21 protein-coding genes, 1 tRNA gene and 1 pseudogene are annotated in these 20,338 nt (G+C 33.3%); 13 read left to right on the forward strand and 10 right to left on the reverse strand.

The genetic code is table 11. From position 1 onward, the window contains the following. Positions 1-56: 56 nt before the first annotated feature. The 6 genes and pseudogenes from J4T76_RS11880 to secG all read right to left on the reverse strand — a co-directional run bounded on the left by J4T76_RS11880 (position 57) and on the right by secG (position 2,930). On the reverse strand, positions 57-383 hold the full coding sequence (locus J4T76_RS11880; protein WP_416380344.1) for a primase-like DNA-binding domain-containing protein: 327 nt from the start codon (positions 381-383) through the stop codon (positions 57-59). A gap of 9 nt (positions 384-392) precedes the next feature. After that, positions 393-626: a hypothetical protein gene (locus J4T76_RS07105; protein ID WP_267339964.1), complete on the reverse strand. Its 234-nt coding sequence runs from the start codon at positions 624-626 to the stop codon at positions 393-395. A gap of 74 nt (positions 627-700) precedes the next feature. Continuing rightward, positions 701-970 carry a primase-helicase zinc-binding domain-containing protein gene (locus tag J4T76_RS07110; RefSeq protein WP_443135218.1) on the reverse strand — a complete coding sequence of 90 codons (270 nt, stop codon included), beginning with the start codon at positions 968-970 and terminating at the stop codon, positions 701-703. A gap of 93 nt (positions 971-1,063) precedes the next feature. Then, positions 1,064-2,298 (reverse strand): annotated as a pseudogene (locus J4T76_RS11885) (integrase domain-containing protein). A gap of 164 nt (positions 2,299-2,462) precedes the next feature. Beyond that, positions 2,463-2,548: transfer RNA gene (locus J4T76_RS07130), tRNA-Leu, on the reverse strand. Positions 2,549-2,555: 7 nt separating this feature from the next. Further along, positions 2,556-2,930 carry a preprotein translocase subunit SecG gene (gene secG, locus J4T76_RS07135; protein WP_267354575.1) on the reverse strand — a complete coding sequence of 125 codons (375 nt, stop codon included), beginning with the start codon at positions 2,928-2,930 and terminating at the stop codon, positions 2,556-2,558. A gap of 421 nt (positions 2,931-3,351) precedes the next feature. Here secG and thiI point away from each other — a divergent pair, with 421 nt between their 5' ends. The 4 genes from thiI to trmL all read left to right on the forward strand — a co-directional run bounded on the left by thiI (position 3,352) and on the right by trmL (position 7,565). Further along, positions 3,352-4,803 (forward strand): tRNA uracil 4-sulfurtransferase ThiI, encoded by a 1,452-nt coding sequence (gene thiI, locus J4T76_RS07140; RefSeq protein ID WP_267339958.1) that lies wholly within the window; start codon positions 3,352-3,354, stop codon positions 4,801-4,803. 131 nt (positions 4,804-4,934) lie between these two features. Then, positions 4,935-5,645, forward strand: coding sequence for a response regulator (locus tag J4T76_RS07145; RefSeq protein ID WP_267339957.1), 711 nt, complete (start codon positions 4,935-4,937; stop codon positions 5,643-5,645). A 41-nt stretch (positions 5,646-5,686) separates the two neighbouring features. Further along, positions 5,687-7,066, forward strand: coding sequence for an envelope stress sensor histidine kinase CpxA (cpxA, locus tag J4T76_RS07150; protein ID WP_267340145.1), 1,380 nt, complete (start codon positions 5,687-5,689; stop codon positions 7,064-7,066). Positions 7,067-7,079: 13 nt separating this feature from the next. Further along, the gene (gene trmL / locus J4T76_RS07155) at positions 7,080-7,565 is read left to right on the forward strand and encodes a tRNA (uridine(34)/cytosine(34)/5-carboxymethylaminomethyluridine(34)-2'-O)-methyltransferase TrmL (protein WP_267339956.1); all 486 of its coding nucleotides are present in this window, start codon (positions 7,080-7,082) and stop codon (positions 7,563-7,565) included. A 165-nt stretch (positions 7,566-7,730) separates the two neighbouring features. Here trmL and efp read toward each other — a convergent pair whose 3' ends face one another. After that, on the reverse strand, positions 7,731-8,297 hold the full coding sequence (gene efp / locus J4T76_RS07160; RefSeq protein ID WP_267339955.1) for an elongation factor P: 567 nt from the start codon (positions 8,295-8,297) through the stop codon (positions 7,731-7,733). A gap of 32 nt (positions 8,298-8,329) precedes the next feature. On the opposite strand from efp, the gene epmB reads away from it, so the two are divergent. From epmB to nudC, 6 genes are all read left to right on the forward strand, one after another. Beyond that, positions 8,330-9,358, forward strand: coding sequence for an EF-P beta-lysylation protein EpmB (gene epmB / locus J4T76_RS07165; RefSeq protein ID WP_267339953.1), 1,029 nt, complete (start codon positions 8,330-8,332; stop codon positions 9,356-9,358). 328 nt (positions 9,359-9,686) lie between these two features. Then, positions 9,687-9,827 (forward strand): 50S ribosomal protein L34, encoded by a 141-nt coding sequence (gene rpmH / locus J4T76_RS07170; RefSeq protein WP_025314679.1) that lies wholly within the window; start codon positions 9,687-9,689, stop codon positions 9,825-9,827. Between the two features lie 11 nt (positions 9,828-9,838). Continuing rightward, positions 9,839-10,195, forward strand: coding sequence for a ribonuclease P protein component (gene rnpA / locus J4T76_RS07175; protein WP_267345374.1), 357 nt, complete (start codon positions 9,839-9,841; stop codon positions 10,193-10,195). 47 nt (positions 10,196-10,242) lie between these two features. After that, positions 10,243-10,485, forward strand: a complete 243-nt coding sequence (gene yidD, locus J4T76_RS07180) for a membrane protein insertion efficiency factor YidD (RefSeq protein WP_267340143.1) — start codon at positions 10,243-10,245, stop codon at positions 10,483-10,485. Next, a complete protein-coding gene (gene yidC / locus J4T76_RS07185) occupies positions 10,485-12,113 on the forward strand; it encodes a membrane protein insertase YidC (protein WP_267339950.1) in 1,629 nt (542 codons plus the stop codon). The genes yidD and yidC overlap by 1 nt, the downstream gene beginning before the upstream one ends. Before the next feature lie 57 nt (positions 12,114-12,170). Further along, a complete protein-coding gene (gene nudC / locus J4T76_RS07190) occupies positions 12,171-12,974 on the forward strand; it encodes an NAD(+) diphosphatase (RefSeq protein ID WP_267355545.1) in 804 nt (267 codons plus the stop codon). A 35-nt stretch (positions 12,975-13,009) separates the two neighbouring features. On the opposite strand, the gene J4T76_RS07195 is transcribed toward nudC, so the two are convergent. The 3 genes from J4T76_RS07195 to hemB form a co-directional block, all read right to left on the reverse strand. Continuing rightward, complete coding sequence (locus tag J4T76_RS07195; protein WP_267339947.1) at positions 13,010-13,810, reverse strand: hypothetical protein; 801 nt, start codon at positions 13,808-13,810, stop codon at positions 13,010-13,012. 89 nt (positions 13,811-13,899) lie between these two features. Next, positions 13,900-14,670, reverse strand: a complete 771-nt coding sequence (locus tag J4T76_RS07200) for a hypothetical protein (RefSeq protein ID WP_267339946.1) — start codon at positions 14,668-14,670, stop codon at positions 13,900-13,902. A 381-nt stretch (positions 14,671-15,051) separates the two neighbouring features. Further along, on the reverse strand, positions 15,052-16,065 hold the full coding sequence (gene hemB / locus J4T76_RS07205; RefSeq protein ID WP_267339945.1) for a porphobilinogen synthase: 1,014 nt from the start codon (positions 16,063-16,065) through the stop codon (positions 15,052-15,054). Between the two features lie 184 nt (positions 16,066-16,249). On the opposite strand from hemB, the gene rpsU reads away from it, so the two are divergent. From rpsU to rpoD, 3 genes are all read left to right on the forward strand, one after another. Next, entirely contained in the window at positions 16,250-16,465 is a 216-nt protein-coding gene (gene rpsU / locus J4T76_RS07210; RefSeq protein WP_034882800.1) for a 30S ribosomal protein S21, read from the forward strand. A 132-nt stretch (positions 16,466-16,597) separates the two neighbouring features. Further along, complete coding sequence (dnaG, locus tag J4T76_RS07215; RefSeq protein ID WP_267339944.1) at positions 16,598-18,376, forward strand: DNA primase; 1,779 nt, start codon at positions 16,598-16,600, stop codon at positions 18,374-18,376. 84 nt (positions 18,377-18,460) lie between these two features. Further along, a complete protein-coding gene (gene rpoD, locus J4T76_RS07220) occupies positions 18,461-20,302 on the forward strand; it encodes an RNA polymerase sigma factor RpoD (protein WP_267339942.1) in 1,842 nt (613 codons plus the stop codon). The last annotated feature ends 36 nt before the right edge of the window (positions 20,303-20,338 follow it).

Genomic DNA, 20,338 nt, shown 5'->3' on the forward strand with positions numbered 1-20,338 from the left:
CTCAATAAAAAAACGCCAATTAGGGCTGTCTTATTTTAGTGGTTCAATTTGAGCTACTAGTTAGGATCTTCGGCTTTATCTAGCCAATTTTTACACATATCTGGGTTTATTACTAAATTAGTTTCTACCCCTATATTAGTTCGTTTTTTAATGTACGCCTTTCTATTTTCTTTTATGGCGTAATTTAATGATGCACCAAAGCCACTCAAGGACAATGGATTATTAAGTCTTGTGTTTCGGACATACTCAATATAAGCATGGTATAAATATTTCTTAGGGATAAATGGTATTATGCCTAAATTGCCAATTAACATCCCATTGGGATAATCAAGAGTATTAAGATAACTACAAAAATCGACTAGGTGGTCAGATTCGCGCTTAATCGCAGTGGCTTACTTAGATTGTTGTTGCTTGTGTAGCCTTTCTTTTGCTTCTATTGGGTTAGTAAATTCATTTAATGGCAATCTGACAATAGAGGGTAACTCTTGTTCTATTTTGCTGACTAAGTTTAAATCTCGTTCTTTTTCAGGGATGACCTTGCCAAAATGAAAGATTACTCTACGCCGAGATATACCGGCATTACGCTCATTAAATCGCCTAGCTTCATTGTTGATTACTAATACCACAGCAGGAATTTTACATGAGTAAGGTTGCTTGTGTTTTGGATCTATTGCAACCTCATCACCCCCAGTAATTGCTTTTAATCCTTTTTACATACGGGATTTTCTGGTGTGTTGTTATTATGCAACTGTTCAGAATCTATCTTTTTAAATACGGTTTTTTCTCGTATTTTGTTACTCTGATTAGGTAGATTCAAACATTCCGCTAATTTAATTGATGCTTCTTTAGTATCACAATGATAATAGTGTTTAATCAGTTCTAAGTCGTCACCGCTACCACATTGATTGCAAATATAAGTACCTCGTCCATTTTGATTATCAAACCGAAATCTATCTTTACCACCACACATAGGACATGGACAATGTTTACCTTTGCCCCATTTTTATTAATCTGCTCAATTAAAAATAAGCCTGCTATAATCGTTATGGTTGAATCGACTATACTATGGTGAATTGCGGTTACCTGATAGTGAAACATTCCCTTTACTGGCTTGCTCGACAAAATCGCCCCACCAGTCAAGCATGATTCTTTTTTGTTGTTCGTACTCTGCTCGGTTATAAGCTCGCCTAACTGCGTTCTTATCAACGTACGATAATGCGTTCTCTATTACATCATAATTAAAGCCCTGTTCATTTAAGGTAGTACTTGCTAACGATCTCAATCCATGTGCTACTAACTTATCTTTGTATTCCATGAGCTTTATTGCCATGTTAGCGGTTTGGCTACTCATTGGCTTGTTATAAGGTGGTCTTGCTGTTGGGAAAATGAATTCACTTTTATTGTTAATAGATTTCATTATCTCAAGGATTTTCATTGCTTGTGGCGATAAAGGTATATTGTGGGGTCTATCCATTTTCATGCGTTCAGCAGGAATGCTCCATATTTCTTATTAAAACTTATTTCATCTCACCGTGCGCCTACAGCTTCGCTAGGTCGCGTTAATGTGAGTAATTGCCATTCAATCACGCATCTTGTTTGTAACTCAATACTAGCCATAGATAAGGCTTGCATAAACTGCGGTAACTCAGTAGGGGATATGATAGGCTGATTTTTTACTTTCGGGCTGTTAAATACGTCGGTAATTTTAGCAAGAGGGTTATTATCGATGATTCCCATATTGACAGCGTAATACATTATTTCATAGATTCGCCTACAAACTCTTTTTACTGTCTCGTATTTATTATTGTTATTTAATGGCTGTAAAGCATTGATTGCCTTAATAGCAGTTACTTAGTTTATGGGAATATCTTTTTATAAAAGAAAACATGATTTTCTAATGAACGCCAAGCCTTTTTTAAAGTTTGTTCTTCTAGTCCTTGTTCTGTTTTGAATTTAAGCCATCGTTCAGCCATGGAGTAGAATGTGGTCAATTGCTGCTTGCTTAAGTTGTTCTTGTTCCGCTTTATGTTTTTGGGGGTCTATGCCTTGCTTAATTAATTCGCGTGCTTCGTCGCGTTGTTTTCGCGCTTGCTGTAGCGAAACTTCGGGATAACTACCAAAACTGATTAATGAACGGATTTTATTTATAGGGTGATAATAGTTAAACCGCCATATTTTAGAGCCGTTAGATTTAATTAAAAGATATAATCCATTACCGTCAAATAAAGAGTAATCCTTATTCTGTGGCTTGGCTGTTTTTATTTGAGTGTCTGTTAATGGGGTGGTTATACGAGCCATAGTTATACGATTTTTAGTTATATGAAATTCGTATAACTAAGCTTATAACTAAAAAATGTGGTTGTAAATGTGTCTTACTGATGCTTGCAGAATAGCAAAATAGGCTCTAAGCCTTATTTATACAAGTTTTGATGTGCTTTAAAGAATGTTACTGAATATTGAATTGGTGCCGTGGGCGGGACTTGAACCCGCATGCCCTTAGAGCACTACCCCCTCAAGATAGCGTGTCTACCAATTTCACCACCACGGCGCCGTTTTTATTCAGGAATATCTGATGTAGGATTTATTTGTTCTGGTTGAACAACAGGATCTGCTGTCGGAGTACTGACTTTTTCGTTTTGTTGTGTCGTTACAGGAACAGTATCTTCGAGGTTATCAAATTCGCCAGTTGAAGTGGTATGACCGCGACTTCCTAAATTAGATAGAACAATACTTATTACAAAGAATAATATACCTAATAGTGTTGTTGTGCGAGTCAAAAAGTTTCCACTTCCTGATGAACCAAATAAAGTTGCTGACGCACCTGCGCCAAAAGAAGACCCCATATCGGCGCCTTTTCCTCGCTGAATTAAAACTAATACGATTATTGCTAGTGCAATGATCAAATAACTTATAATTAAAAGTCCGTACATTTCAACCTGTCAATTTTATGTTTTATACAACAGAATTTATTGAAGCGAAATATTAACGAAAGACAGACCAACAAGCAAGTAAAATTTAAGGTATAGTTGGTATAATTTGAGTTTCGATAATTTAAAACTATTATCAATATTAATTTTTATATTAAAAATTATATTCATTTTTTGTCTTAATCGTTAGGGAAGACAAATCATAACGATTATTTACTTCTAGATATAAAATAGAATATTATTGCTTTTTGCAATAAAATTACCATAATAAATATTATTTTAAATTAATTTGTTCAGATGATTTAATTCAATAAATTGGTTTTATAATCCATTTTAGATTTAATATTTGTTAGATTAAATTTTATGTTTTTTTAGAAAAACAGTATAATGTCCGCCATTTTTATTTAGATCACGCCTTAGTTTTATGAAATTTATTGTTAAACTCTTTCCTGAAATCACGATTAAAAGTGATTCTGTTCGTTTACGTTTTATCAAAATATTAACTAGCAATATTCGTAATATATTAAAACATCATATAGAAGATGTTGCTGTTATTCGTCATTGGGATTTTATCGAAGTTCGTCCAAAAATAGAAAATAGTGAAGCCATGATTCTAGAACTATTAACACGAATTCCTGGTATTCATCACATTCTAGCTGTCGATGAACTAACTTATGTCGATGTGCATGATATTTTTGAAAAAGTTTTAAGTTATTATGCCTCATTAATTGAAAATAAAACCTTCTGTGTAAGGGTCAAACGCAGAGGAAAGCATGAATTTACTTCAATTGACGTTGAACGTTATGTTGGCGGAGGGCTTAATAAATATGTACCTTCAGCTAAGGTGAAGTTAACACGTCCTGAGGTTACGGTAAATTTAGAAATTGATAAAGATAAGTTGTTACTTGTTAAAGGTCGACATGATGGTATTGGTGGTTTCCCAACAGGTACACAAGAAGATGTTATCTCACTTATTTCTGGTGGATTTGACTCAGGTGTATCAAGTTACATGTTGATGCGGCGAGGAAGTCGAGTACATTATTGCTTTTTTAATCTTGGTGGAAAAACTCACGAAATTGGTGTAAAACAGATGGCTCACTATTTATGGGAACGATTTGGAAGCTCACATAAAGTACGTTTTATCGCTATTAATTTCTCGGATGTCGTTGGTGAAATTTTGGAAAAAATTGATGATGGGCAAATGGGTGTAATCTTAAAAAGAATGATGATACGTGCCGCATCTAAAATAGCTCAACGTTATAATGTGCAAGCTCTTGTGACTGGGGAAGCACTAGGTCAAGTATCAAGCCAAACATTAACTAATTTACGTTTAATTGATAATGTTAGTGATACATTGGTTTTACGTCCGCTAATCACACATGATAAAGAAACCATTATCAATATTGCTCGTCAAATCGGCACTGAAGATATCGCTAAAACAATGCCTGAGTTTTGTGGCGTAATATCTAAAAGTCCTACTGTAAAAGCAATTAAAGAAAAAATTGAAGCAGAAGAGTTGAATTTTGATTTTTCAATACTTAATACAGCTATAGAAAATGCAGAAAATATTGATATTCGTGAAATAGCGAAACAATCTAATACAACAATTCAACAGGTTGAAACAGTATCTACTCTTAACAACGATCATATTATTATTGACATTCGCCCATCAGATGAACAAGAAGATGAACCTTTACAATTAGGCGATAATGTTAAAATTAAATTAATTCCTTTTTATAAATTGGCTTCTCAATTTGGTAGTTTAGATCAAAGCAAACAGTATTTGCTTTATTGCAACCGTGGAGTAATGAGTAAATTACAAGCACTTTATCTTATTGATCAAGGTTTTTATAATGTTAAAGTATTAAAATTTTAGAACTTAACAATTATTTACTATATTGTTGGTATTGATAGTATTTTTTGCATATATAATAACTCGGCACAGTGTGGAATCTTGATGTAATTCGATAAAAATAAATATGATAAATGAGTAAACAGAGGATTGTAATGAACAAATTACTTGTAGTGGATGATGATCCAGAAATCGCCTCGTTGTTATCCGAGCTTCTTGAACTAGAAGGGTTTGAAGTTGAAACGGCGAATAATGGCATGCAAGCTTTAGAAAAGTTTGATATGACATTTGATTTGATTCTGCTCGATATAATGATGCCTGAAATGAATGGATTAAATGTATTATCTCAACTTAGAAGCAAATTTACTGTCCCTGTTATTTTTTTAACGGCTAAAGATAATGAATATGATAAAATTATTGGACTTGAACTTGGCGCTGATGATTATATTTTAAAACCTTTCAATGATAGAGAACTTATAGCCAGAATCAATGCTCTATTGCGTCGTACACGTTGGGATAATTTAGTTAATGATGCTGATGACCTTCCTTTACAGTATACAGTTGATAAGTTGGTATTAAATCGAAAACAGCAGTCAGTTTATTATGATAATAAATATATTGAATTAACTGGTACAGAATTTCAAGTGTTACTTAAATTTCTCGAAAATGGTGGTAAAATCATATCTCGAGATACGTTGAGCGAAACAGTTTTAGGTAAAGAATTTATTCCTCTTGCTCGCTCAATTGATGTACATGTATCTAATTTAAGAAAAAAACTTCCTCCTCGTAGCGATGGTTTACCGTGGATTAAAACATTACGTTCTAAGGGATATTTATTTGTTATTGATAGCAATGATGATGTATAACAACATCGATATAGTTTTAAATTAGGTGTGATGATATGTGGATTTTTGACCGTTTAACTGTTCGAATTTTCACTATCTTCCTTCTAACAATAGCTTTTTTTTTGGCATTAATCATTTTATTACCAAATTTAGATTCTAGAAACTTAACTTACATTGCAAATAAAGAGCGAGAAACAGGTAACGAATTAGCTAAACAAATAGAAAAAGATCTATCCAATGTACCTAAAGATAGCTTTCGTTGGTGGATGCGTTTTATTGTTGTAATGGATACCTACCAAAAATCAGGTCAATTTTTATTTATTGTTACTCCAAACGGGCAATATATTACTGCTGATACCAAAAATATTGATTTAGTAAAAAACTTTAGCGAAATATCACATAATATTTCAGATCCTGCTAAAAAAATTTATGATTTCCAAGAGATTATAGGGCCATTTTTAGTTCATTATGCTGATGAACCATATCAATTGTATGTCTTACAACCTGCTTCTGATGTTCAATCTCAATTTGTTAATTTACTTTTTGATCATCCCTTATTGTTATTAACACTAATGATGTTGATCAGTTCTCCTTTTTTGTTATGGTTGTCATGGAGTATAGCTAAACCTGCACGGGGGTTAAAAAAAGCCGCAGATCAAGTTGCTAAAGGAAATTTACAAGAATGGCCAGAACTTGAAAAAATTGGATCTACTGAATATAAAGCAACAGGTGCTAGTTTTAATCATATGTTAAGAGAACTTAAACGGATGCAAGAAGTACAGCAACGCTTATTTTCCGATATTTCTCATGAACTTCGTACTCCTTTAACACGTTTACAACTTGCCACATCTTTATTGCGACATAAGCAAGGAGAAAGTAATGAAGTTATACGTATTAATAATGAAGCGTTAAAGCTTGATTCTATGATAGGTGATTTATTGTCTTTAGCAAGGCAGCAATATGATAATAATGAAATTCGGCAATTTAAGAAAATTAACTTATTATTCAAACAGGTGCTTGATAATGCTACTTTTGAAGCAGAACAAATAGGGAAAAAGTTTTTAGTGACTAATCCTCCAACTAGTCATACTATTTTATGCTATCCTATGGCTTTATGTAGTGCTCTTGAAAATGTGATACGTAATGCATTCCGGTATTCTAATCATGAAATTGTGGTTAATTTTATTGCCCAACAGAATCAGATAATAATTAGTATTGACGATGATGGAATTGGTGTTGCTGACAAGGAGCTTGAGCAAATTTTTAGACCATTTTATCGTACTAGCGAAGCGCGAGATCGTCAATCAGGAGGAACAGGATTAGGACTAGCTATTGTTGCTAATGCTATCATGCGAGATCATGGCAATGTTAAAGCAGAGAAAAGTCATCTTGGAGGACTCCGAATTGTGATAATATTACCAATTCAGAAATATAAACAATAGAAGAGAAAGTATTGTGTCAAATGTTGCGTTAAATATCGTTTTATTTGAGCCCGAAATTCCAGCTAATACAGGTAACATTATACGTCTATGTGCTAATACAGGTTTTAATTTGCATATTATAGAACCAATGGGATTTTTTTGGGATGATAAAAAGCTGAGAAGAGCAGGTCTTGATTACCAAGAGTTTGTCAACGTAACTCGTTATAAAAATCTCGCTCATTTTTTAGAGGTTAACCGACTTGATCTCATCACACAAGTCTATGCATTAACGACTAAAGGTAAAAAATCTCATAGTGAAGTTATTTTTCAGCATAATGATTTTTTGATGTTTGGTCCTGAAACTCGTGGCTTACCTGCATCGGTTCTTGATGCATTACCACAAGATAAAAAAATTCGTATTCCAATGTTAGCTGATAGTCGAAGTATGAATTTATCTAACTCAGTTGCGGTTGTGGTCTATGAATCGTGGCGCCAATTAAATTATTTTGGTGCAAAATAATTTGATTAATTTCTTATTAACAATGAAGATGTTATAATGAATATAAATGATAAGTTTATTTTTGTTGATTAAAAATATGCTATTAAAAAAACGGTTTAACACAAAAAAGAGGTTAATGTAACCTCTTTTTTATATTAATAACATAGTAGCATAAAACGACTATAATTATTTAACACGCGATACATATTCACCTGAACGAGTATCCACTTTAAGTACTTCACCAATTTGCACAAATAATGGTACACGGACAACTGCACCTGTTGATAAAGTTGCTGGTTTTCCGCCTGTTCCTGCTGTGTCGCCTTTTAAGCCAGGATCGGTTTCAATGACTTCTAGTTCAACAAAATTTGGAGGCGTAACAGCGATAGGTTGGCCATTCCATAATGTTAAGATGCATTCAGCTTGATCAACTAACCATTTTGCATTATCACCGACAGCTTTAGCATCAGCCGACAGTTGTTCAAAAGTATCATTATTCATAAAATGCCAGAATTCACCATCAGTGTATAAATATGTTAAATTCATATCAACAACATCAGCGCCTTCAACTGATTCACCCGACTTAAAAGTTTTATCAACAGTTTTGCCTGAAAGTAGTTTTTTAATTTTTACTCGGTTAATTGCTTGCCCTTTACCTGGTTTATAAAATTCATTTTCAACAATTACACAAGGTTCGCCATCTTGCATTATTTTAAGACCGGCTTTAAACTCATTTGTACTATAAGATGCCATAAAAGCTCCAACTATCATTCTGAATTACAAAAATGAGTCATATTATACAGCAAAAAATTGAACTACCAAATAATAAAGATGAATGGATATTAGATCTAAACAATGTCGTGACTGATATCAAGAAACTCTATTCTTATTTAGAATTAGATCCTAATTCCATTTCAATTTCTATGTTACTAGCGAAAAAACAATTTCCGCTTCGTGTCCCTATGGCTTTTATCAATCGAATGAAAAAGGGAGATTATAGAGATCCTTTGTTATTACAAGTTCTTTGTGATGATCATGAAATGATTCATATTGATGGATATAGCAATGATCCTTTGCATGAACAACAAAATGCTATTCCAGGATTATTGCATAAATATCATAATCGTGCTTTATTAATTACTAAAACGGCCTGTGCTATAAATTGCCGTTATTGTTTTAGACGGCATTTTCCTTACCATGAAAATCAGGGTAATAAAAAGAATCTTAATATAGCGCTTAATTATATTTCCGATCATCCGGAGCTTGATGAAATCATTCTTTCTGGGGGAGATCCCTTAATGGCTAAGGATCATGAGATTGAATTTTTAGTGAACGCATTAGAAAAAATTCCTCACATTAAGCGATTACGAATCCATACCCGTTTAGCGGTTGTGATACCATCACGAATTACATTAGCGCTCTGTCAGCTATTTGCTAATAGCCGATTACAAATTATCATGGTTACTCATATCAATCATTCAAACGAAATTGATGAAAATGTAGCTAAAGCGGTTTCATTATTAAAACATCAAGATGTAACCGTGTTTAATCAAAGTGTTTTATTAAAAAATGTTAACGATAAAGCTGAAATACTAGCACAATTAAGTAATAAGCTCTTTGATACTGGTATTTTGCCTTATTATATCCATTTACTTGATAAGGTACAGGGGGCCGCTCATTTTATGGTTAGTGATGAAAAAGCCAAACAATTAATGAGTCAACTGGCTGCTCAAGTTTCAGGTTATTTAGTGCCTAAATTAGCGCGTGAAATAGGTGGTGAAAAAAGTAAGAGAGTCATTGCATTTAGTGATTAATAAATTTAATTTTCGCTCTTCTTTTTTGGTGTTATTTTTATACGTTATATTAATCTATAAAGAAGATAAATTAATCTCATAGTCTATTATTTTGCTAATTATTTCTTGATATTAAGGATTAAAATATCTGCTTAAATTAATAAGGTATATATCAGTTTTTATATAATTGTATCTTAATCAGGTGCTAATGGATTTCTTAAAAATTTATCTGTTAAAATCTCATTGACGACAAATAAAATAAACACTATAATTTCGACCTCTTTAATTAATGCTGTGGAGTCTACACTCTACAACCTTGTTGATAAATTAGATTTGGATATAAATCGTCATGAAACGCACATTTCAACCATCAGTATTAAAACGCAATAGAACTCACGGTTTCCGTGCTCGTATGGCAACAAAAAATGGTCGTCAAGTTCTTGCTCGCCGTCGTGCTAAAGGCCGTGTTCGTTTAACCGTTGCTAGCTGATTTAAAGTTGAGTGATTAAATTCACTTATCCTCGGGAGTTGCGATTGTTAACTCCCTTTGATTTCAGTCATGTCTTCCAAGAATCCATTAGAGCTGGATCTCCTTTTCTTACGCTTGTTTCACGTAGAAATAATTTAGCACATGCTCGTTTGGGATTTGCCATAGCTAAAAAGCAGGTAAAGCGTGCCCATGAACGTAATCGCATCAAACGACTTGTGAAAGAGTATTTTCGTTATCATCAACATCAACTCCCTAATGTTGATTTTATTCTGATGGCTAAATCTCCTGTCATTGACTTAGATAATCAACAAATAGTTGAGATTTTAGATAAACTATGCCAACGAATCATAGCCAAGCAAAAAATTTAAATAAAGTAAAATTAGTGATAAAAAGGCATGTTTTTGCATTTAATTTATTGATAATTAATATTTTTATTTTTTTTATTCGTATATATCAACGTATTCTTAGCCCTTTATTTGGTCCTAAATGCCGTTTTACACCATCATGTTCACAATATGCTGTAATTGCAGTAAGACGCTTTGGATTAATAAAAGGTGGTTGGCTAATGGTTAAACGTGTATTAAAATGTCACCCTTTACATGAAGGAGGAGAAGATTTTGTTCCTCCTAAAATTAAAACCAATAGAGAAAAACACTAATGGGATCTCAACGTAATATTTTAGTCATTGCTTTACTTTTTTTATCTTTTTTTATTTGGAAAGCATGGGAAGACGATCATGCTCCTAAGCTGCCTATGATTAATCAGTTAACACAACAGATAGGTGAAGATAATTCAACTAATACTGCTGAGCTCGGTAAAATAATTACTGTAAAATCAGATGTATTGTCACTTACTATCAATACGTATGGTGGCGATGTGCAAGCTGCTCAATTATTAAAATATGAGCAAACACTTCATTCAGGTACCCCCTTCCAGTTGTTAACATCAAGTCCCGATTTTATTTATATTGCTGAAAGCGGTTTAACTGGTAAAGATGGACCTGATAATGCTATTCAAGGATCAAAACGACCAATATATCAAACTGAACAAACCGAATATGCATTAGCTGAAGGACAAGATGAATTGCGTGTACCACTGACTTATCAGGTAAATGGTATTAGCTATACTAAATATTATATATTGCATCGCGGTAATTATGCTATTGATGTTCAATATGACATTAATAATCAGAGTGGAAATCCTATTGATGTTTCAATGTATGGTCAATTAAAACAAACTATAGAGTTACCTAAAGGCACAGTGACTGAAGGTGGTGGTGGATTAGGTCTAAATGCTTTTCGCGGTGCGGCTTATTCTAGTTCTAACACTAACTATAGTAAATACAGTTTTGATGATATAAAAGATAAAGCTTTAGATGTTAGTACTAAAACTGGTTGGATTGCAATGCTACAACACTATTTTGTAACAGCATGGGTACCAACTCAGGATCAAAATAATTTATTTTATTCTCGAGCTACAGCTAACAAATCTCAAGCAACAATTGGCTTTAAGGGTAAATCAACTGTTATACAATCAGGTAGCAGCCAAACTATTGGGGCAAAATTATGGTTAGGGCCAGAAATTCAAAACCAATTAAAAGAGACCGCTAATCATCTCGATTTAACCGTTGATTATGGTTGGTTATGGTTCTTATCACAACCACTGTTTTATTTGTTAAAATTTATTCATAGCTTTGTTGGTAACTGGGGCTTTGCAATTATTATTATTACTTTTATTGTCCGTGGTATTTTATTCCCATTAACACGTGCTCAATATCGTTCAATGGCAAAAATGAAGTTATTACAACCTCGTATAGAAGCATTGAAAGAACGTTATGGTGATGATAAACAAAAAATAAGTATGGAAACTATGGCGATTTATAAACAAGAGAAAGTAAATCCATTAGGCGGTTGTTTGCCAATCTTTATTCAAATGCCAATTTTCTTATCATTATTCTATATGTTAGGTAATGCTGTTGAGCTACGTCATGCCCCGTTTGCACTTTGGATTTATGACTTATCTGCACAAGATCCTTATTATATTTTTCCTTTATTAATGGGCGGTACAATGTTCTTAATTCAGATGATGTCCCCAACACCGGCCGCTGACCCATTACAAAAAAAATTAATGACTTATATGCCATTAATTTTTACAGTATTCTTCTTATGGTTTCCTTCAGGTTTAGTTTTATATTATATCGTAAGTAATTTATTTACAATTGCTCAGCAACGTATCATTTATTGGGAACTTGAGAAAAAAGGACTTCACGAGAAGAAAAAGAAATAATATTGATAATAAAGGAGGCTAACCCCTCCTTTTTCGTTGTTTTGAGTGTAAATTGATATGAACATACAGCAACAAATAAGTTTGAATGGAAATGAAACGGGCTATTGGTTTGTCAGTAAAAATGGAAGGTTATGGTTACCAAACGGGGAAGTTCCTGTTGGAAATGCCAGTAAACTGGGTTTCAAAAATCTGATTGCCCAACCCATCGGTGAATGGAATGGACAAACGGCTTGGCTTATTTGTCGTGAAATGAAAACTGCAATGAGTTCAATTCGATCTTTGCTTGATAATACTGAACAATCATTATTTTACATGGCTGGCCGAGCTGTTCAATTATCAGAGTTCTATCGTTCTCATAAATATTGTGGTTATTGTGGTCACAAAATGTGTATTAGTACAACAGAATGGTGTTGTATGTGTCATAACTGTAATGAACGTTATTATCCTCAAATTTCGCCATCTATCATTGTCGCTATTCGCAAAAAAAATAAAATATTATTGGCAAAACATGTTAGACATAATAAAAATAGTTTATATACTGTTTTAGCTGGTTTTACTGAAGTTGGTGAGACAATGGAAATGGCTGTTAAACGAGAAGTATTTGAAGAATCAAAATTAAATATTAAAAATATTCGTTACGTAGGATCTCAGCCTTGGCCGTTTCCAAATTCATTGATGATGGCTTATTTAGCAGATTATGAAAGTGGCGAAATTCAATTAGATACTTGCGAATTAGTTGAAGCAAATTGGTATCATTACTCTCAATTACCTAAAATACCTGAATATGGAACTATTGCTCGGCGCTTAATTGAAGACACCATTATACTTTGCCGTAAATACGATGAGTACGGTCATGACTAATCATATTCCCTTTGGTATTAAGAGAATAAATAAAGCTATTGGTATTCGATGGTTCTTATTAAAGTAACGGTTTTTGACTCATTTCCTGTTGTAATACAAATTGCCTTAGTCCAATCTCGGTTTTCATTATAATTAGAATAGGTACAAGTCTCAGTCATTTCAACTTCTTGTTCATTTTTATCATTGATAATAATGTCACCATTTGATGATAGTTTAAATGACTTAGTGATAGTTTTTTCCAATTGCTTACTATCATTGTAAATAATATCTTTTTCTTGTACTAACACAGGAAATTTGGTTTTTTCATCAACTGGAATATAAGCATTATACAAAACCTTCTCAACCCGGTCTTCTTCATAAATTATTTTGCTGTTAAAAATAATATTATTTTCTGCAAAGTGAGATAAAGTTGTTTCAACTAAATGACCTTGCCCATCAAATTCAGAAAAAGCAACAATATCTCCATTACTATTTTTCATGCCAAGTATGTTTTTTGTATTGTCAAAAGTAATTTCATATTCATCTCTGGTTCCTTCCATTCCGTAAATGTATTTGGCTTCATCATAATTAATTTCACCATAAAGTCCTTCTAAATTATAATTAGTCACATAACCCTGATAGTTATAGTTAATTAGTTTATGTGATGGACCTTGAATTTTCTGCTGTTTAAATAACTTGTGAACAGGCAATAATTCTGGTTCTGTATGAAAAAGATAACTGTTAGTCACGGCAATATGAGTTGAGTTTGTATTAGTTGTTTTTTTGTCATCACAACCACTAATTAATAGTGTACTGCTGCATAAACTTATATAGAGAAGAGAAATATAGTTTTTCATAACATTATCTTCTATTATTAATCTTATGGGTTAAAGATTATTTAGAGTAAAACATGAAATTGTCATTCATCATGCTATCTTTACCATTTTTAATGGCTGCTACACCAAATAGATAGGGCATCACACTTCCAAGCTATCATCATTTCACACCATACCGATCGCCATCTCCTTATGGTATTGCTCGTCAATTTTAAATTTTTCTCTATTTGTATATTGTCTTCTCCGGCTAAGAGTAAATCAATAAAATTTAGCCATAATTCAGGTTTGGGTAAACGATTTAGTTTAGTATTACTTAGAAGATTAAAACTATGTCGACATCGTTTACATCGGTAACATGTTCGTTTGCCTATTTTGACTGTTTCTGTTGAGTTGCAGTGTAAACAAACGGGAGTTGTCGTATTAAGTAAAGTATTTATTTTTGATTTGATATAATTATATTGTTCAATTAAGATTGGATTTAAAGTTGTTTGTTGTTTGTTGATATACCATTTATATAATGATAAATAATGTAGCTTTAAGTGATTCATTATAGCATGGTCACGACGCATTATTTTCTCAGTTGAACAATCAAATTTATCTGCTATTGCTTGATAGCTGTAGTTTTTTATCCGGCTAATAAAAATAGTTTCTAACCAGTTAAAAGGAGTTAGACGATTAAAGTGTGTATTGGTTGCCGCCGTAAAATATTTATAACAAGCTTTACAACGGTAAGTAGTAGTTGGTTTTGAACGGATTAGATAAAATTCTTTTTTGTCACAATAAGGACAAACTTCAACATACTGTAAAACTATCCTCTCTAAATCTTGACGAAAATCATTAAGCTCTTCATGCAATTCTATCGGTATGAGTTCATAGATCATTTTTCATTCTCTTGTCATTAATCTGATGAAATATTATCAGATATTTATATAAACATATAGTTTTCCTAAAACTTTTTTACACGCTTTACTAAATATTGGTTACTTACTTTATATTGCTATTAAATCATGTTAATTATTTATATGCTGAAATTGACGGATAAAATAAATATGAAAAGTGTTTTGCTTGAAAATCGGATTTTTGGAGGTAAAATCGACATAGCTTTATCCACTTGTAAAAGTTTAAAAAAGTTCCTAATTTAATAGCTAATTTTACCGAAAAATAGAATGAACAAAGCCAATAATCTAAATGAAGTCTTTTGCTGTGTTTTGATAAATATCCCCATTATATAATATGGGGACTTTACAGTGAGTTAATACATCTTATTGTCTTTGAACTAACCATTCAGCAACTTGTTTAGCGAAATATGTTAATATTCCATCTGCACCAGCGCGTTTAAAGCAAAGTAAGGATTCCATAATTACTGATTGTTCATCTAACCAACCGTTTTCAATTGCTGCGCACAGCATGGCATATTCGCCAGAAACTTGATAGGCAAATGTTGGCACAGCAAAGGTTTCTTTCACTCTTCTGACCATATCAAGATAAGGCATACCTGGTTTAACCATGACCATATCAGCGCCTTCACTAAGATCTTGGTAAATTTCTTGCAAAGCTTCATTGCTGTTGGCAGGATCAAGTTGATAAGTTTTTTTATTACCGCCTTTTATATTTGAAGCAGATCCTACTGCATCACGAAACGGGCCATAAAAACTTGAAGCATATTTAGCCGAATACGCCATGATTTGTGTATTAACAAAATGATGATTTTCAAGCGCATCACGAATTGCACCAATGCGTCCATCCATCATATCACTTGGCGCGATAATATCTGCACCAGCTTGAGCTTGAATTAAAGCTTGCTTAACAAGAATTTCAACAGATAAATCATTTTGAACATAACCATGTTCATCAATAATGCCATCTTGTCCGTGGCTTGTATAAGGGTCAAGTGCTACATCAGTTAGAATACCTAACTCGGGAATTTCTTTTTTTAATGCTCGAATCGCTTTGGGCACTAACCCATTTTCATTATAAGCTTCTTGAGCAAGTAATGATTTTTTTTCTGGTTCAATGGCTGGAAACAGTGAAAGAACAGGAATACCTAGTTTAGCTACATATTCAGCTTCTTTTAATAGCATATCAATGCTCATTCGATTAACATTTGGCATTGATATAACTGGTTTAATAATATTGTTACCTTCAATTATAAAAACAGGATAAATCAGGTCATTAATTGTTAGGTGATTTTCTGCAACTAAACGGCGGCTAAAATCATAAACACGATTGCGGCGTAGGCGACGCTTTGGGTATTGACCGATGATAAATGATGACATAAAAATACCTATCTATCTTAATAAAAATGGTTTTATTATCTAATTGAGTAGGGAGATTAGCAAATTAATTTGTTATGATACAATAATTCGATATTTTACTTTACAACGTATGTCTATTAGGGGTAAAATTGCGCACTAATTTTTAGTCCTTTGTGATATTAAACAAATTTGAGGTGAGAGGCACATGCCAGTAATTAAAGTACGTGAAAATGAACCTTTCGATGTAGCATTACGTCGTTTTAAACGTTCTTGCGAAAAAGCAGGAGTTCTAGCTGAAGTTCGTAACCGTGAATTTTATGAAAAACCAACTACTATTCGTAAACGCGCAAAAGCAGCTGCTGTTAAACGTCACGCTAAAAAATTAGAAAGAGAAAACGCTCGTCGCACTCGTCTATATTAATATTTATACTAAAAGTTTAAATTGATATAAAACTCAATTTTATCTATTTTTTTATAAAAAATTTTTTACAAGCCGTACATATACATGCGGCTTGTTGTCTTTGCGTATAGTGCCAATATCGGTTAAATTATCATGAAAGGTCTTATTCCTCGAGATTTTATTTTAGACTTGATTGCTCGCACAAGTATACTTGATGTGATCAGCAAACGTGTCAAAATGAAAAAAAAGGGGAATAACTACTTTGGTTGTTGCCCTTTCCATGATGAGAAAACTGCCTCTTTTTCATTGAATGAAAAAAAACAGATCTATTATTGCTTTGGTTGTGGAGCATCTGGTTCAGTTGTGAATTTTTTAATGCAATATGAACGTTTGTCTTTTCCTGAAGCAATTGAAGAATTAGCCAGTATGCAAGGAATTCGAGTTCCTTATACGGATAATAATAACCAAATAGATCAGTCCAAACAGATTGAGTCTCGAAATATACGCCGTGATCTGTATACGTTAATGGCTAAAATAACCAATTTTTACCAACAGCAATTAGCATTATCAACCTCGATTGATGCGCATAAATATCTGGAACAACGTGGACTAAATAGGGAAATTATAGCTAGGTATAAAATTGGTTACGCACCTAATTCAAGCCAATTAACTTTTCAAAATATTGTAAAGACCAAAAACGAAGCAGAGTTATATGATAAAGCAGGAATGTCAGTTAATAATGATAGAGGTAATCGATTCGATCGCTTTCGTGGGCGAATCATGTTCCCAATTCGTGATAGACAAGGTAATGTGATTGCCTTTGGGGGAAGAACTATTATTAATGATTCTGCAAAATATCTAAACTCGCCAGAAACTCCTATTTTTCATAAAGGTTTTCAATTATATGGACTTTATGAAGCTTTAGAAGCTAATCGTAATCCGAAACAATTGATAATTGTAGAAGGTTACATGGATGTGGTGTCTCTGGCTCAGTATGGAATTGACTATGCTGTAGCGGCTTTAGGAACTGCAACATCAGAAGAACATATTAAACTTCTGTTTAGAGCTACTGATTCTGTAATCTTTTGTTATGATGGCGATAATGCGGGAAGGAGTGCCGCTTGGAGAGCACTGAATGTTTTATTACCCTGCTTGATTGATGGTAAAGAGATCAGTTTTGCTTTTTTACCTCAAGATGAAGATCCTGACAGTTTTGTACGTAAAATCGGTAACTCAGGTTTTGAAGATTACTTGAACACTGCGTCAAATCTATCTAAATTTTTATTTGATGAATTATTAAAGCAAGTTGATTTGAAAACACCGGAAGGAAAAGCGAAATTAAGTTCATTAGCTCTTCCTTTACTTGATCAAATAAAAGCAAAAGCTTTCCGATTAAATTTATTACAACAACTTGGGCGTTATTTGGGGTTACTTGATTTGTCTCAAATAGAGCAATTAATGCAATCAAATCGCCAAAAATACGAAATTAAGTCCCAAGAATCTGCACCAATAGCACAAATGAAGTTAACTACAATGCGTATTTTGATTGGTTTATTGCTTCAATATCCTAATCTTGCGCAACTTGTGTCCAATATTAATGCTATTGGCCAAGTAAAAATGGCTGGCATTGATATTTTTATTGAGCTACTTGAATTATGCCAGCGTTATCCTAATATAAATACTGCACAAATATTAACTGAGTGTTTAGAGAGGCCATTTTATAGACAACTCAGTCGTTTATCAACCTGGGAGTTTCATTATCAAGATGATGATATAGAATCGATTTTTACACATACTTTAAAAGAGTTATATGATAATATACTCGCCCAAAGACAAGATGAACTAATCGCAAAAGAGAGAGTCTCCGGCTTAAGTACCGCAGAGAAAAAAGAATTAGCGACATTAATACTTGTTTTATCAAAAAAAGACTAAATATATAGGGTATACGTAGATAACAGATAATGTTCTACATATATAATATACACATGATCAAATAACTAAAAGTGGATACCTTTTATGGAGCAAAATTCTCAATCACAGCTAAAACTCCTAATCATTCGTGGTAAGGAGCTAGGATACCTAACCTATGCTGATGTCAACGATCACTTGCCTGAAGAGATTATTGATTCAGATCAGATTGAAGATATTATCCAAATGATTAATGATATGGGGATTCAAGTTCTTGAAGAAGCCCCTGATTCTGATGAGTTATTACTTTCAGATAATGTCCCTGATGAAGAAGCCGTTGAAGCAGCAACAGCATTAGTTTTATCTAATGTTGAGTCAGAAATAGGTCGTACAACCGATCCTGTTCGTATGTATATGCGAGAAATGGGAGCGGTGGAACTCTTAACTCGTGAAGGTGAAATTGACATTGCCAAACGTATTGAAGATGGCATTAATCAAGTTCAAACTTCCGTGTCTGAATACCCAGAAGCAATTACTTATTTACTTGAGCAATATAACTTAATCGAAAGTGGACAAGTTCGTTTGTCTGATTTAATTACCGGTTTTGTTGATCCAAATGCGGAAGAAGTAACTGAAGAATTGCCTGAAGATTTAGAAGATAGTGAAACTGAGATCGAAATCGACGATAGTGACGATGAAAATGAAGATGAGGATGGTGATTCATCTGCTGATGAAGATGCTTCAATTGATCCTGAAGTTGCTAGAGCAAAATTTGCTGAATTACAAGAGCAACACAATAAAACATCTGAAGCTATAAAAAAATATGGACGTGGTCACAAAAAAGCACAAAAAGAGATCGAAAATTTATCAGAGATTTTCAAGCAATTTCGTTTAGTCGCTAAACAGTTCGATATACTTGTCAACAATATGAGAAGCATGATGGATCGTGTAAGAGCACACGAACGTGTAATTATGAAGATCTGCGTTGAACAATGTAAAATGCCGAAAAAACAATTCATGAATTATTTTACTGGAAATGAAAATAATATGGATTGGTATAATAAAGCATTAACTTCTAAAAATGCTTTTGCTGTTAATTTAAAAGATTTTGAGGAGCAGATTGCTGCACAAGTTAACTTATTGAAACAAATAGAGGCTGAAACTAATCTTTCTATTGAGCAAATTAAAGATATTAACCGTCGTATGTCTATTGGTGAAGCAAAAGCACGACGAGCTAAGAAAGAAATGGTTGAAGCAAACTTACGTTTAGTGATTTCTATAGCAAAAAAATACACTAACCGTGGATTACAATTCTTAGATCTAATTCAAGAAGGTAATATCGGTTTGATGAAAGCTGTAGATAAATTTGAATACCGTCGAGGGTATAAATTCTCAACTTATGCGACATGGTGGATTAGACAAGCTATCACACGTTCAATTGCTGATCAAGCAAGAACGATTCGAATTCCAGTACATATGATTGAAACGATTAATAAGTTAAATCGCATTTCACGTCAAATGTTACAAGAAATTGGTCGCGAACCGACGCCGGAAGAATTATCTGAACGTATGCAAATGCCAGAAGATAAAATCCGTAAAGTGCTAAAGATTGCTAAAGAACCAATCTCGATGGAAACGCCAGTTGGTGATGATGAAGATTCACATTTAGGTGACTTTATTGAAGATACCGCACTAGAGCAGCCATTAGATGCAGCAACATCTGAAAGCTTACGTAGTGCAACACGTGATATCTTATCAGGTTTAACACCGCGCGAAGCAAAAGTATTACGTATGCGATTTGGTATTGATATGAATACCGATCATACGCTTGAAGAAGTGGGTAAACAATTTGATGTAACACGTGAACGTATTCGACAAATTGAAGCTAAAGCGTTACGTAAATTACGTCATCCAAGTCGTTCTGATGTGCTTCGTAGCTTCTTAGAATAAGTATTTTTACCCATAAACTAAATCGCCACTTTTGTG

The organism is Gilliamella sp. B3022, assembly GCF_028751545.1.
Taxonomy (GTDB): domain Bacteria; phylum Pseudomonadota; class Gammaproteobacteria; order Enterobacterales; family Orbaceae; genus Gilliamella.